This is a genomic window from Pontibacter anaerobius (assembly GCF_026241195.1).
Lineage (GTDB): Bacteria > Bacteroidota > Bacteroidia > Cytophagales > Hymenobacteraceae > Pontibacter > Pontibacter anaerobius.
Genome location: NZ_JAPFQO010000004.1, coordinates 21,237 through 36,689 on the forward strand (window position 1 = coordinate 21,237; position 15,453 = coordinate 36,689).

General features: G+C 50.9%; 11 protein-coding genes. 4 read left to right on the forward strand and 7 right to left on the reverse strand.

The genetic code is table 11. The features are described 5' to 3' along the window. Positions 1-12: 12 nt before the first annotated feature. Entirely contained in the window at positions 13-1,641 is a 1,629-nt protein-coding gene (locus OO017_RS07570; protein WP_266051866.1) for a glycerol-3-phosphate dehydrogenase/oxidase, read from the reverse strand. Between the two features lie 564 nt (positions 1,642-2,205). On the opposite strand from OO017_RS07570, the gene OO017_RS07575 reads away from it, so the two are divergent. Next, positions 2,206-2,670: a LexA family protein gene (locus OO017_RS07575; protein WP_266051867.1), complete on the forward strand. Its 465-nt coding sequence runs from the start codon at positions 2,206-2,208 to the stop codon at positions 2,668-2,670. After that, positions 2,667-3,941 (forward strand): Y-family DNA polymerase, encoded by a 1,275-nt coding sequence (locus tag OO017_RS07580; RefSeq protein WP_266051868.1) that lies wholly within the window; start codon positions 2,667-2,669, stop codon positions 3,939-3,941. The genes OO017_RS07575 and OO017_RS07580 overlap by 4 nt, the downstream gene beginning before the upstream one ends. Positions 3,942-4,008: 67 nt before the next feature. Here OO017_RS07580 and OO017_RS07585 read toward each other — a convergent pair whose 3' ends face one another. Next, positions 4,009-5,217, reverse strand: a complete 1,209-nt coding sequence (locus OO017_RS07585) for a HEPN domain-containing protein (protein ID WP_266051869.1) — start codon at positions 5,215-5,217, stop codon at positions 4,009-4,011. Positions 5,218-5,575: 358 nt separating this feature from the next. On the opposite strand from OO017_RS07585, the gene OO017_RS07590 reads away from it, so the two are divergent. After that, positions 5,576-7,090 (forward strand): thymidine phosphorylase family protein, encoded by a 1,515-nt coding sequence (locus OO017_RS07590; protein WP_266051870.1) that lies wholly within the window; start codon positions 5,576-5,578, stop codon positions 7,088-7,090. Beyond that, the gene (locus tag OO017_RS07595; RefSeq protein ID WP_266051871.1) at positions 7,087-7,971 is read left to right on the forward strand and encodes a ribose-phosphate pyrophosphokinase; all 885 of its coding nucleotides are present in this window, start codon (positions 7,087-7,089) and stop codon (positions 7,969-7,971) included. Before OO017_RS07590 ends, OO017_RS07595 begins: the two co-directional genes overlap by 4 nt. 68 nt (positions 7,972-8,039) lie before the next feature. On the opposite strand, the gene OO017_RS07600 is transcribed toward OO017_RS07595, so the two are convergent. The 5 genes from OO017_RS07600 to OO017_RS07620 form a co-directional block, all read right to left on the reverse strand. Continuing rightward, a complete protein-coding gene (locus OO017_RS07600; RefSeq protein ID WP_266051872.1) occupies positions 8,040-8,696 on the reverse strand; it encodes an OmpA family protein in 657 nt (218 codons plus the stop codon). Between the two features lie 2 nt (positions 8,697-8,698). Then, complete coding sequence (locus tag OO017_RS07605) at positions 8,699-10,456, reverse strand: hypothetical protein (RefSeq protein WP_266051873.1); 1,758 nt, start codon at positions 10,454-10,456, stop codon at positions 8,699-8,701. A gap of 8 nt (positions 10,457-10,464) precedes the next feature. Then, the gene (locus OO017_RS07610) at positions 10,465-11,298 is read right to left on the reverse strand and encodes a hypothetical protein (RefSeq protein WP_266051874.1); all 834 of its coding nucleotides are present in this window, start codon (positions 11,296-11,298) and stop codon (positions 10,465-10,467) included. A gap of 224 nt (positions 11,299-11,522) precedes the next feature. Further along, on the reverse strand, positions 11,523-14,987 hold the full coding sequence (locus OO017_RS07615; RefSeq protein ID WP_266051875.1) for an acetate and sugar kinases/Hsc70/actin family protein: 3,465 nt from the start codon (positions 14,985-14,987) through the stop codon (positions 11,523-11,525). A 154-nt stretch (positions 14,988-15,141) separates the two neighbouring features. After that, complete coding sequence (locus tag OO017_RS07620; RefSeq protein ID WP_266051876.1) at positions 15,142-15,438, reverse strand: GIY-YIG nuclease family protein; 297 nt, start codon at positions 15,436-15,438, stop codon at positions 15,142-15,144. Positions 15,439-15,453: the final 15 nt, after the last annotated feature.

Sequence of the window (15,453 nt, forward strand, 5' to 3'; positions counted from 1 at the left end):
GGCTGTGTATGGTTAATCCTGATCAACTGCTGCAGTAGCCACATGCCGGTAAGGCTCCAATAGGTAATGGTTCGCAAGCTCTGTAAAGTTTTTAACCTGCTCCTGTTGCCACTCCTCGTTAGTCCCGAGCTCATCGGCCATCAGCGCGGACACCTGCGGTGCCATGTCTATCGCCGCTTTGGCGTCCAGAAACAGCACCCGCAATCTTCTTGCAAGCACATCCTCAACTGTTCTGGCCATCTCATGGCGCACCGCCCAAACTACCTCGGCATGTATGTATGAAAAGTTTTTATGCAATTTTTTACCCAATGCGGAATTGGATGCTACAAGCTCATGAATTCCTCCTGCATCGGTTCCGTAAATACTTAAAGACTCTAATTTATTATTTTTTTCATTTACCGCCCCATGTATTTGCAAGTTTGCAGTGTTGCAAGGGTGCAAGGGTAAACCTGCCACCGCAATAGCCTTGTCCACGGTATCTTCTGCCATTTTGCGATAAGTTGTCCATTTACCACCTGTTATGGTAACCAACCCGGACGGCGCCACTATCAACTTATGACTTCTGGAGATCTCTTTGGTGCTGCCTGAGTTTTTGGTTGGCGCCGCTAACGGGCGAAGACCGGCAAAAACACTCAGCACGTCTTCCCGGGTTGGCTTGTCCTCCAGGTATTGTCCGGCAGTCTCTAAAATAAAATCTATTTCGCTTTCCAGGGCGGTAGGCTCTAAGTCAGGGTTTTCCAGCGGTGTATCTGTTGTTCCCAACAGCACATGGCCATGCCAGGGCACAGCAAACAGCACGCGCCCGTCTGGTGTTTTAGGAAGCATCAGAGCGTTGTCTCCTTTTAAGAAGGAGCGCTTTATCACCACATGCACCCCCTGGCTTGGCCGAACCAACGGTTGCTGCCTTGGGGTATCCATCTGCAGCACATCATTAACGAAAACACCGGTGGCATTCACAACTACCTTAGCCTTCAGCTGGTACTCCTGCCCCGTCTCTACATCATGCGCCTTAACACCTGAGATTTTACCTTTCTGATCCTTCACCAGACCGCTCACTTTCATGTAGTTCAACACCACACCGCCTTGCTCTACACATGTCTGGGCCATATTAACAGCTAGCCTTGCATCATCAAACTGGCCATCATAGTATACTATTCCGCCTTTAAGCCCCTTCTTCCTAACATTCGGCAGCAGGTTGGCAACCGCGCTTTTGCCTATAAGAGAGGTTTTCTGGAACCTGTAGCGACCTGCCATCCAGTCGTATATCTTAAGACCAGCTCCGTAAAATACCTTATCCCACCAACTATAGCTTGGAATAACAAAAGGCTGCACGCTTACCAGATGCGGAGCATTTTGCAGCAGCAACCCGCGCTCATACAACGCCTCGTACACCAGGCTAATATTGCCTTGCGCCAGGTAACGCACTCCCCCATGCACCAGCTTTGTACTTCTACTAGAGGTGCCTTTGGCAAAGTCTGCCTGCTCCAGCAACAAGGTGCGATACCCCCTGGACGCCGCGTCTATACCGACTCCTAAGCCCGTAGCACCGCCACCAACTACAATAACATCCCACTCTACTTCTCCCTGCTCCAGCGCATGCTTTTGCACGGGACGACTAAAGCGGGGGGCAGTATGTTTCATTTCGTTCTTAAACACTTAAAAGGTAATTATATTTTATTGCTTATACTTTCGATAAATAAATGTAAACGAAACAAAACAACAATCAAACAAAAACACTTACTTTTTTATATATTTTGTTAAAAACCAATTTAAACACCTGTTAATTAAGCGTTAAACTACATGCATTAATAAGAAACTAGCGATTACCTGAAACTAGCATGCCAGCCCAGATGGTTTCATTTCGTTTAAAAAGAAAGCATCTGCAAAAACAGATTGTACTAAGAGATGGGATTTCATACTTCCAGATCAGCTTCCAAAGCGGTTATGGCACAAATAGCTTTGCCCTTACCTATACTTTACAAAGAAAAGGGCCTGTATTTTAACCTGCCCGGAACACCAGTTATAGCAGAAAGGCTGGCAGTATCACTATAAGGCTGCTGAGGACTACAGCAAGAAAGGAAAGCGCATTAATGGCATGGATTAACGCTTCGTGTAAATAAATAAAACTAATATATTTAGCTAATTTAATTCTTGTTTACGTATTTGCTAACATAATTAGTATTTATTACTTCATGTTTGGTTGATATGTGCAGCGCAAAAGTAATTCCGATACAATCTCATACTTTAGAACCGGTTTCCCTTGAGGCCATAGGAGGCGTAGAGTTGCCATTCTACGCTTCCTACATTGCGGCCGGCTTCCCATCCCCCGCTGATGACCACCTGGAGGATCGCATAGATTTGGGCCAGTACCTGGTGCAGAACCCTACCTCTACCTATATGATGCGGGTAAAGGGCACTTCTATGGTGGATGCCAACATACACGAAGGCGACATTCTCGTGATAGACAAATCGCTGCGCCCTGCTGACGGGCTGCCGGTGGTGTGCTTTCTGGATGGCGAGTTTACCGTAAAGACCTTTCGGATGATAGATAAGAAGGCTTTCCTGATGCCGGCCAACCCCGACTTTAAGCCCATAGAGGTAACCGAGGATATGGACATGCGTGTGTGGGGCGTGGTAGTATGGATCCTGCACAAACCCCAGAAACTATGACTACCCTTTACGCCCTCTGCGACTGCAATAACTTCTACGCCAGCTGCGAGCGGGTATTTAACCCCGCCCTGAACGGCAAGCCCGTGGTGGTGCTAAGCAACAACGATGGCTGCGTGATAGCCCGAAGCGCCGAGGCCAAGGAGTTGGGCATACCGATGGGCCAGCCCTTTTTCCAGATCCGCAACCTGGTGGAGACCGGGCAGGTGCATGCCTTCTCCTCCAACTATGCCCTTTACGGCGATATGTCGGAGCGCGTGATGCAGACGCTGTCGCGGTTTACCCCGAACGTGGAAGTATACTCCATAGACGAGTGCTTCCTGGATCTTGGCGATTTTTATAGTATAGATTTACAAGCCTACGCCTGGGAGATAAAACAAACTGTGTGGCGCTGGACGGGTATACCTGTGAGCCTGGGCGTAGCGCCTACCAAAGCGCTGGCAAAGGTAGCCAACAAACTGGCCAAGAAGTCGGCAAAGGCGAACGGCGTGCTGGTGCTCACCGATCCGCACCACATCCGGGAAGCGTTGCAGCGCACTAAAGTTGAGGATATCTGGGGCATTGGCGGGCAGTACGCCAGGTTCCTGAAGAAGCGAAACATACTTACTGCTTACGATTTTACCCAGCTATCGGAGAGCTGGGTGCGGCAGCACATGACGGTGGTGGGCTTGCGGCTGCTGAAGGAGCTGCGGGGAGAGTCGTGCCTGGAACTGGAGGAGGTGGCCCCGCCCAAAAAGGGCATCTGTACCTCCAGGAGCTTCGGCAAGCGCGTGAACAGCTTTGATGAGATGCAGGAGGCCACGGCTACCTACGCCGCCAGGTGCGCCCGCAAGCTGCGCCAGCAGAAGAGCTGCGCCAGGCTGCTTACCGTGTTCGTTACCACCAACAGGTTCTCCGAAAACGACCGTCAGTACTACAACAGCAAAACCGTCTGCATGCCCGTGGCCACCAACTCCGATATGGAGCTGATACACTACGCCGGCATCGCCCTGAAGGCCATTTACCGCGATGGCTATTTTTACAAGAAGTGCGGGGTGATCGTAACCGAGATCGTGCCCGAAAACCAGGTGCAGCTCGCCCTGCTGGACACCGTAGACCGCGAGAAGCAGGCAAAGCTGATGGAGGTAATGGACGGCCTCACCGACAGGTTCGGGCGCAGCAAGGTTCGGGTAGCCACACAAGGCACGGATAACGCCTGGCAGCTAAAAAGCGAGTATAAATCACCAGGCTATACTACCAGGATAGGGGAAATTCAGCGGGTGTGGGTGGGGTAGGTCCGAGTAATTATTTGACAATAAAGAGTTACAACAGGTTATAAAGAGTAACAAATTTGACACTATACTAAATAGAGTCAAAAGCTCTGTTGAACAGTATATTAGTAAGGAAGAAGCTATCTAGCTTCTCTATATTTTCTATTAAAACAATTTCATCTATTTCATTCCCCACATCATGAGTTAATTGATTTCTATATAAGCGGAGTTCCCTATATTTTTGTAAAAAGTCTGGTCCAAGAATATCTCTTTCTATCAAAGAATCTACCATTTTATATACTGGTATTGCTTTTGATTTGTCTCCCTTAAAACGACTGTTATAAAGTTTTTGGATAGCACTATCAACCTCTCTCCAAGCTGAAATATATTGCCCAATCAGTGTGTTAAAATTGCTAATGACATTTTCAGTTAACTGCTCTATCTCCTCCTCTGGCACTTCTATATCATTAAGCTTTTCTACAGCAAGCAACAATGGTTTTGAAATCTCATTAGACAGCCTTACCACATCATCATAATCATTTTTACTGATGAAGTTATTATGAGCTATTAAACACCTTAACTCATACAGATTCTTCCATCTTTTTAATAAATAATCATCATCACAGTTAACTACCTTCTTAAAATATCTTTCCCAGTTAGATTTAGGGAGAAAACTTCTTAAATCAGCAAGTTGAAGATCAAAAATATTTGATGCTTTACTTATCTGAGAATACAAATCACCAATAGGCTGTGTTTGATATGGTTTAAATAAGAAATCTGCTAAGTGAATAAAATCTACTTTATGTAGTAGATTAGTACTGTTTCTCTTATTCATATCTGCAGCATTTTTGACTTCGACTGGAAGAGCAATTTTAACCCATTCTGCACCAACGTGAATAAGCATAAATTTGGTAATCAGCTTTCTGAGCAGGTTCTCTGTATAACTGATAATTGGGTAAGCTAATTTAGTATAATGTATTCCTAAATCATCCCAGAGAACATTCACTTCACCGTCTGCTTTACTGCTTAACCTTCTAATAGCTTTCAGTAACCCCCAGAAGGCTTCTAACGATTCTTCATTCTCAGCAGCAAGTTCTACTTGAAAGAATGGTTGATTTCTCTCTGCCGTCTTGCCAGCAGAAATTTTAAAATCAAATTCAATTTGCTGAAAAAATATTTTATCTGATCCAAGATTGATTCTCGAATCAGCTTCTAATAGACTTCTGTAAGTTTTAACAGAGTCACAGAAGGTGTCTGCAGCTTTGAATATGATTAAATACTCTACCTTATAAGAGGTCATACTTTGCAGATATATAGCTTATAGCGTAATAATGTGGACAGAGTGTAATATCACATAAACTTACTATATGTTTTAAGTATATACTACTTAAAATTTGCATTTTATGACTTTAAAATATACCTGTTTTAAACTTTCCTAGTTATGATTAGCTTGAAGTAATTACAATGAAGATAAAGATAGTGTAATGGACACCTGCTCGTGTTAATCACCAGAATTTCCACTCCTCCGTTAAAAGTACAGCCAAGGAAACTGTTAGCAACCATCTTTAGTCTCCTCTTCCATCCCCCTCTCCCACCCTCCGTAAACTATTTTATACTTCAAACTTCCCACAGCACCGTTAAAGGAGTAAAAGCAAAGTATGGCAGAGAATCACAGCAACGTCCTGCGCCTCCGCAGACTCGGTATCGATACGCACACCGAGAACATGATCTTTGTGCGTGCCGACTCACAGATTTGCCGCTCCGAAGGCTTTACCTCCAACACCCGTGTAGTGGTCATGAACGGGGGCAGCAGCATCATTGCCACACTCGCCGTTATCACCTCCCCCCTGCTACTAGATGGCGAGGCATCGCTCTCAGAGTTTGCTTTTGAAAGCCTGCAGGTGCACGAAAACGACCAGGTAACGGTGGCGCACCTGCGGCCTATACTTTCGTTCAGGCATGTGCGGGCCAAGATGTTCGACAAGAAGTTTAATGAGCTGGCGCTACAGCATATTGTCTCTGATATCACAAAAGGCTTTTACTCCCACATCGAGATTGCCGCATTTGTTACAGCCTGCTCCGGCGACAACCTGGCACTTGACGAGGTGATTTACCTGACCAAGGCCATGATCAACTCCGGCACCAAGCTAAACTGGCACAAGCCCCTGATCGTTGACAAACATTGCATCGGAGGTTTGCCCGGAAATCGGACCACACCCATTATTGTGCCTATTATAGCAGCAGCCGGCTTAACCATACCCAAAACCTCGTCCAGGGCCATCACCTCCCCTGCCGGAACAGCCGATGTCGTTGAAACCATGACGCCCGTAAACCTCACGCTGGAGCAGATACAGGATGTGGTACGGAAAGAAGGCGGATGCATGGTTTGGGGTGGCACGGTAAAGATCAGTCCAGCCGATGACCTGATCATTTATGTGGAGAAAGCGCTGGATGTGGACAGTGCCGGCCAGATGATCGCGTCGGTGTTATCTAAAAAAGCGGCGGCCGGCTCTACCCATACTATAATTGATATACCAGTAGGTGAAACGGCCAAGGCCCGCACCAAGGAGGAGGCTTTTCTGCTGGAGTACTATTTCAGGGCAGTGGGCTTGTCTATCGGGTTGGAGGTGGAGGTGCTGATAACGGATGGCTCGCAGCCGGTGGGGCGCGGCATCGGCCCGGCCTTGGAAGCACGGGACGTACTGGCTGTGCTACGCAACGAACCCGATGCCCCCACAGACCTGAAAGAGCGCGCCCTTAAATTAGCCGGTCTGATGCTGGAGACGGCCGGTGTGGCAACAAAAGGCACAGGCAACATGCAGGCACAGCAACTACTCGAAAGCGGTGAGGCGCTGACAAAGTTTTACCGGATCTGCGAGGCGCAGGGTGGGTTCAAGGAGCCTACGCCCGCCCCAATTCGGCATGATGTGCTGGCGCAGACGGAAGGCACCGTGACCAAAATCGATAACCGCAGGCTGGCCAAGGTCGCCAAGCTGGCTGGTGCCCCTAAGTCGCCGGGGGCAGGTATTTACTTTAACGCACCCCTTGGCACCACTGTGCAGCAGGGCCAGCCGTTGTTTACGATTTATTCTGAAACACAGGGCGAGCTGGATTATGCCCTGGATTTTCTCTCCAGTGAAAACCAGTTTATACAGATAGACTCATATACATGAAGCATATACTCTTTGCCCTGCCCGGCAATGAACCACTGGCTCACACGCTGGCAGCCATACTTGATGCAGCGGTTGGCGAAGCCGAAATCAGGCATTTCCCGGATGGTGAAACCTATGTGCGGGTACTCTCGGAGGTGAGCGGGAAAGAAGCCGTGCTGGTCTGCACCTTGCACAGGCCCGATGATAAACTGCTGCCTTTATACTTGCTTTCACAGACCATTCGCGAATTGGGCGCTGCCAGAATAACACTGGTGGCACCTTACCTAGCCTACATGCGCCAGGACAAGCAGTTTAAAAAGGGCGAGGGTATCACCTCTCGCTACGTTGCCCGGCTGATTGAAAGTATAACTGACAGCCTCCTCACCATCGATCCGCACCTGCACCGCATCCACCACATGCAAGAGCTGTATACTATACCTGCCCGTGCCCTGCATGCGGCCCCGCTCATAGCCGAATGGGTACAGCAGCACGTGCAGAAGCCTGTCCTGATCGGGCCGGATGAAGAAAGCATGCAATGGGTAACAGCCGTAGCGGCACTGGCAAAAGCCCCTGCCCTGGTGCTGCAGAAAACCCGCCTCGGCGACGAGGAGGTTCAGGTAACCCTACCGCAGCTGGCCGACTACCCGAATCACACGCCCGTACTTGTAGATGACATCATTTCCACGGCCCATACCATGATCGAAACGGTGCAGCACCTGAGAGGGATGACCACCCTGAAGCCGGTTTGTATCGGTGTGCATGCTGTCTTCGCTGAAGGCGCTTATGAGGCTTTACTTCAGGCCGGCGCTGAAAAGGTTATTACCTGCAACACCATTCCGCATGCATCCAACGGCATCGCTGTAGACACACTTCTGGCAGAGGCAATTATGCACCCAGAATAGGGGATTTTATACTTTGATTTCGGAAGTGTAAGGATAGAAGTATAAAATAATGTTTTGCTTTATACTTCTTAATCGTTTCCGTTCTCCAGTGTGCCCACTTTCGGGAGGATCTGGATCACGAAGCGGCGGTCTCGGATGTCACCTTTGCGGCCCGCTCCCTCAAAGCCGCTGCCAGCAGCAATCAGCTCTATTCTGTCCTTCGGGAACTTAATGCCTTGGCTTTGCCAGAAGTCGAGCAGGGCCAGCGCACGTTCATAGCTTAACTGCAGGGCATATTTACGTTGGGAGATGTTTCTGGGGTCGCCTTTCGGGAAGCTGGCGGCGCGGCCGTCAATCACAATCAGGTATTTTACAGCCTTGTCTTCGATGGAATTGATGACCTGGCTCAGGTTCTCGCCTGCCTTACGCAGCGGTGCCCGCGAGCGCTGCGGAATAACGGCGCTGCTCTGCTCGAACAGCACATCCACCAGCAGCTCGTGCCGCTTGTACTGCTCGTTGTACTGAAAATAATCATCGTCCAGGCGGGCGAGGGCGGCTTTTATCTCATCGAGTTTACGCTTTTCCTGTACCTCAACCTGCAGGCGGGCTATGTTGTCGCGGTTCTCCCTGTCCTTGTCCTGAAACAGCTTGAAGCTCAGCACAAACAGTACCAGCATCACCAGGAAGAGCACGGTCATCAGGTCGACATAGCTTGGCCAGAAGAAATCTCTGCTTTCCTTACTCATACTTACCTCCTGTTCTGGCCGCCGCCGAAGAACTTGTCGAAAGCTGCCTTTAATGGGCCTGGCTCCATACTTTTAGCCATATGCGCATTCATGGTCTGGAGCTGCTGCAGCAGTTGCTGCTGAATGGCGGCATCGGTCTCTATCTTCTGTAACAGGCGTTCGTTGGTTTGCCGCAGTTCCCCGGATAGTTGCTGCTGCGCGGTATTAAGTTTATCCTGCTGCTGGCTCAGGTTCTCGAAAGGGCGCATGTAGTCCAGGATGCGCTGGTAGACATTGTCTTCGTTCAGCCTCCTGAAATGCTCCTGCCACTTCTCGTAGGCATTCTGGGCATCCCGCTCCTGGTGCTGCAGGCGTGCCTCCATCAGGTCGGTGAGCCGGAGGGCTGCCTTGTCGAAATACTGCTCAATCCTGGAGCCGATATCCTGCAGCTCGCGCTCATGCTGCCCAAAGAAATTCACCTGCCGCTGTATGGACTCGTCGTGCTTCTGCAGATAGCCCGGCACTTTGTCGAAACCCTCCTGCAGGCTCGTCAGGCGGCCCAGCACCTGCGCAATGTGGTGCGTCAGCTCCCCGCCCTTCTGCACCGAATCGTTAAGCGCCACCTGGTACTGCAGGAAGTTCTTAAACAGCTGCTCGCTCTCCTTCAACTTATCGAATACCTGCAGGTTGGCGTTGGCCATCTGTGTAAACCCGATCTCGTCGAGCTTCTGTATAAAATCCTTTTGAATGCTGATGTTCTCCGAGAGCGAGTCCACGATCGGCCGGAACCCAAGCACCTTGTCCAGGAAATCGCGGTTGAAGGAATCCAGCACCGACTTGAGGTTACCCAGGCTGGCCGCCATATCGGAGTTGAGCTTGGGCAGCAGGTTGGTCTGCAGAAAAGTATAATAGCCGTTCTTGTTGCGATCGCGGAGGCTGCGTGCGTTCTTCAGGGCATTATTGCCCAACAACGTCAGCAACAGCCCCAGGAAACTGCCCGACATGGCGATAAGCACACCAAACAGGAAAGAGGGAATATTCTGGTCCGTGATGAAAGAGTCAGCCGCAGCGCCGGCCTCCTCCGCCCCATAGCCAGACCAGATCAGGCTGGAGAGGCCGATGATCACACCCGAAAACGTACCCAGCAAACCGATGTAAAGAGGGGTGGCGATGGTGGACTGCACCTCGCCGTCCAGCGCCTCGGAGTAGCGCTCCGACACGTCTTTCAGTATCTCGAAATCGGCTGCGGCGCCTTTGTTGCGCTTCAGGTACTCGTTCGTGTTCCGGATAATGCTGCTGAAGGTTTCGGACGGGTGCTGCACCTCGATCACATCGATGGTGGCTGTGCCCTTGCCTCCTGCCGCCACACTGCTGATGAGTGCCTCCGGGTCGCCCTGCACCAGGTGCAGGTGGCCGCCGGCAAACAGCTTCTCCAGTTTCTCGCGGGCTATACTATAGCTCGCCACCGGGCCGCCCTTCGCTTCGATCTGCAGCGTGTTGTCTTCTGCAGACACCACTTTTTTAACAACCGGGTTGGAGGGCGTGTACTCCCGAAAGGGTTTGCCGGCAAGTATGGCTTCCCATACTTGTCCGTCAGGTTTTGCGGCAGCGGGTTTTATACTTCCCGTCTCCAGCAGTTGCTCCCGTAAGTGTAGCCGGTCTTCGGAAGGATACAGATCGGCTATACCTTTTATCTTTTGCTTGTTACCCTTGTACACGTACAACTGGTAGCCAAGTATGATCAGTATGAGTACTGCCTCTAAAACAAAAATGCCTTCCATCTAAGGGGTTATCTGAAATCTATGCGTGCTTTCTCCTGTATTTTCCAGCCATTGTTGACTTTGGTAAGTACACCGTCTCCCTGCAGCACTACCCGGCTCACCATGCGGTTGGATGGCTTCTCGAAATCAAAGGCGTTCTCCAGGCGGTCTATGCCCTGGGCAATTACAAAGGCATGGTTACCCGACAGGTTAAAGCGGTAGCGGGTTGTGTTGCTGCCTTCTGCCGGCACGTCCATCTCAATGTAGCTGTCGGAGTCGGGGCGCTGCTGCAGCTGGTGCTGGCGTATTACGCCGTCTTCCGGTATAATCGCGAACCGGGAGCCTGAATCTGCCGCAAGCTCCGGCATTGCCTCAGGCTGCACAGGTGGCGGCGTCGGGTTAGCGGCCTGCTCCAGTTCATCCAGCAGGTTACCGCCGGCAAACTCCAGGTTTACGGCCGGTGAGGTTGCTGCCCGCCCTTGCTGCTCATTCTCGTTTCTATCCATTGATCGTTCGTTACGTCTCCTGTTCTCCTTTTTTCTCTTGGGCTGCTGCGGTTGTTGCTCCGTACGCTCGGGGTTCTGCTGCGACGGCTGCTTTTCCCTTTGCTTCTGGCGCTGCTCCTGCTGCTCCTGCCGTGGCTGGTTTCTACGGCCGCCAGACTCACCGGCATCGCCTGCGGCTCTGCTGCCCCTGCTTGCCCCGCCCTCCAGTTTCCTGACGCGCGCCTCCAGGTAGGTATTATTCTCTTTCAGTTTATCAATCCGCTTCGTTAGCATGTTGTACGCACTGACGGCCCTTAAAAAGGCAAAGCCTGCCCCGATCAGGGCGATTATACTTATAATGACTGCTATTGTATTCATGAGTCAATGCTGTTTATTCTGAATAAGAATTCATATTGATGTTTATTTCCAACTCCTGCCCTTGTCGCAGGCGGTGAGTATGGTACTATTTTCAGCAAGCTATAAGTTTTATAGGTATTGTTTTTCACCTGAAGCGAAAAAATGATGCAATCCCTAAGAAACCTGCTTTAATCCGAAAAATCCCCTCCCTGTATGGGGAGGGGTCTGGGGTCATTGGATATACTTTAAGAGATCGCGCTTACCTGCGACTGCTGCTTGTACAGCTCTTTCGACAATAAGTACAGCGACTGCTTCAGCGGCATAAAGAACATGGTTTCATGCAGCTGCTCCCGGTCTGTGAGGCCACGCACGGTGTCTTCCAGGATCATGGTATAGCTGTCCTGCAGGTTGGTACGCATGAAATCGAGAATGCGCATCGGGTCCACTTCCACGCCCATCGAGCGCATCAGCGGCGATACGTCCGGATCGTCGAGCAGCAGCTCCAGGCAGGCCATTACGTTGTCCAACACTTCCTGGCGCAGCTCTCCCGTTATCTGGGTTTTGGTTACAGGTGTCAGTGCGTCCTCTTTGTTGGCCGAGCCGGTTGGGCGCATGATCGGGATGTTGGTCAGGTCGTTCAGGTCTGTTCCTTCCAGCGCCATGGCACCACCGTTGGCAGTAACCTGCTTCGGGTTGTCTACCAGCACCAGCTTAAAGTTAGCCGGCGGCTCCTGCCCCGTCACCTTCTGGAAAATGGCTTTGGCATAGCGCTCCACATTCGACAGGTTGTTGCCCGCGCTCAGCAGCCTGATGTATAGACTACCGCGCCCGCTGAACGAGATGTAACGTGGCATTTTCACATCCAGTTGCTGCACCAGCTGAGCCAGGTGGTACATCAGCGCACCGAAGTGCAGGTAGAACATTAACCGTAGCTGACGTGCCTGCAACAACTGCGCGCTATAGTTGAGCTCTTTGTCATAGCTAAAGAGCAAACTGCTGATATCTGCCGAATTGAAATCCGGGTTATCCAGGGCAGTCTCCAGGAACTTACGGTACTCGCGGCCTTCCTCGGTCAGCGGAATGCGCAGCACGTGGTCTACCCCGTACTGCAGCAGGCCGTTGTCTTTGCTGGTTTTCACGGTGGCAAAGCCATCGCCCCACAGGTCGTTACCGGCAAAGCGGAACGAGGAACTGTGAGACGGTTTACGGTTGGTGAACAGCAGCACATCGGTCGTACCGCCGCCAATATCCACGTTGATCAGGTTCTCGTCCTGGCTCGGCACCACGGCCCCCGTTCTGGACAGGAAGTAGAACGGCGCCACGGATTCTGTAATGCAAACCGTATTTCTGCCATTCTTAAACACATTGTTGTACACCGTGTCCCACACGTTCTGGAACATGTTGCGGGAATACTCATCAAAACTCAGCGGTGCAAACCACACGATTTTCGTGCTGGCCACATTGCCGTTGTTCAACACCACTTTGTTCTTGATCAGCAGCATGATCTCGGTGAAGAACGCCTCGATGCGGCGCTTGCCGGCATTGGTCAGCGTTTCGCTCCACTTCAGGTCGGTATGGTAGGTCTGCTTGTACTGGTCCTGGTGGGTACCTTCGGTGTTAATGGAGAAACCGATGTTGATGTTACCGAACAGGTTCGTGATCTGGTTCTCGAAATCGATGGCCTCGCAGGTGGCTGTCCGGGTCGGGAAGTTATACAGCGAACCGCCGGAACCGATGATCAAAGGTATAAACTCACGCTTCAGTAAAGTCTCCACAGCGAACAACCTGCCGAAACCGCGCTTATGGAAACGCTGGTAATCCGTCAGCGACGGGTCATCGGAAGGCTTGTTCAGCATCACCAGTTGCTGGTCGTTAGCAGTGATGGAGAACTCGCGCGGCGGCTGGTTGGAGCCGGAAGTATAGGCAATGTGCGTGTTAGAGGTTCCGAAGTCGATGGCAAAGGTGAAATTGTGTATCCCCTGCTGCTTTTCCTCGAACTTCGGTACGATCAGCGCCTTGCCCGTTAAGTCTACCCCGGCATGTGTGAACTCCGCAAAATCGAAGTGTGTGCCCCGTATCTCGTAGTAGGTGCTGCCTGCGCTGCTGTTGCTCTTCTTGGTTCTGCGGTGCGCAATGGCCGATGTAATTCCTCCGCCGGCTTCCAGTTGTTTGCCTCCCACATAAAAGTCCAGCGAATGATTCTTATTCACCAGCAAGGGGTCGATGTCCTCATCTACCAGCATCACCTTATAGAAGTCGTTGTACTGCACGGCGTCTGTGAACTTGTAGAACGGGAACACGCCCAGACCAATCCTGGATTTCAGGATATGGCCTTTCTCCGGGATCACGTTTCCGCTCGCGTCTTTCGAGTTCAGCGGGTTGTCGTAATAGCTGCGCTCGTATACTACGTTGCCTTTTTCGGTCGGTATCTGCAGCGTTACCCGCACATGGTTCACGTCGATGTGGAAGGTCAGGTGGCTGGCTAAATCCTCCGGCGTGAAGAACTCAAAGTATAAACTCGTGACCGGCAGCAGGTAGTTAAAGGATTTCTCCGTTACGCCCGGCTGGTACACCACGGTGCCACTGTAAAAACGATCGGTATTCACCTCGTAAGGCACCTGCACCAGCGTTTCCTGCAGCAGGTCGTTGATAGTCAGGTATGGATAGTTGAACCCAACACCCGGCAGCGAGCGGTTCTCCAATGGTTTTTCATCGGCGTAGCTTACCTCGGTGTTTGCCGGCCAGGCCAGGTTATTCACATACTTGATATTCGGGGCCAAACGCAGGTCTGGTTTCAGCACGATCGGGCGATCGCCGGTAAAACCGGAGTGCGTCGGGCGGATGAACAGGTCGCTGCTGGTAACGGCGGTCTGGTCCTTTTTAACCAGGAAATTGATATGACCGACGTGAACCGGGTTCTGCTGGAAATCCACGAGCTGCAGGTACTGAGACGCAATGGCGCCCTGCCCTACCGCGCCTGCCATATTTATACTTCGCAGCAGGTTCTCGTCCAGTGCATTGTACACTGCCGGAAAAGCCTGGATCATGGCCGGGTTCGATACGAACAGCTTGTGCACGTACTCCCTGAAATCCGGCTCACGGTCCTCCAGCGACACATAGTTATGGTCAAAGTAGGTGCCGATATTCTGGGCTCTGTTTATACTTAGCGGCTGCACGTTCGGAGCCACAAAGAGGAACGTCAGCGGCGAGGTGCCCCCGATCAGCTGCATATGCCGGTCGCCACGACTGTTCGTCGACTCGAAGAAGATCAGGAAGATATCCTCGATACCCTGGAAGCGGCTGTCGTTCATGAACAGCTCCAGCGTACGGCCCAGCAGACTCGTATTCGGGTTTGCCTGCATGGCACCCAACTGCTGGTGCTTGTTCCAGCGACGAATGATGATCTTGTTGCCGGCCTGCGCGTAGCTCTGGTGGTTGTAGAGCAACTCCCAAAGGTCCCAGAAGTGCGTCACGAACCGATGGTAGATGGTGTTGGTGCTGTTGCCTGCCACGCCGCGTTTCACAAAATCGAAAGCAGTCTCGAACAGGTGCATGCGGGCAAACGGCGTCGGGATGGAGGCGTTGATCTTCAAGGCTCTGCCACCCGCGCCATCGGTAATATCTTTGATCTCGGTGCTCGTGATCTGGCTGGTTTTTGCCCAGCCTTCCACGTTAGAACCGGTTTTATGAAGACGAAGTACTTTCGGCATGTTTGTTTCTTTTTATAGTATTATTGAGTATGGCGCGAGCCTCCAGGCTCGTGACTAACTATAGCGGGGCCTCTGGCCCCTTATTAAAATTCAATTCTACCCCACTCTTTTGTCATCCTGAAAGGATCTTGTGGAAAATAACCAGTAAGCTCCACTACTCCCACACATCTAAAAACATCAGCGTAGGATTCTCTGTCTTTATCAGTTGAAGCTTGTCTTCTCTACTCATTAACTTAATATCTTTCTCACGCTCTATAGCATGTTGTACATAAGTATAGCGTTCATAGTACAGCAACTTATAGCAGTAGTAGCGTCCGGTAAATGTTTCCGGCTTTCCTCGGTTCTCTTTGTGCTGATTAATTCTCACCTGCAAATCATTCGTTATACCTGTATAAAGCACTGTTTTGCCTGGGTTTGTAATGATGTACACAAAGTAGTTGTGACTTTTCATAGTTGAAGTCTATGC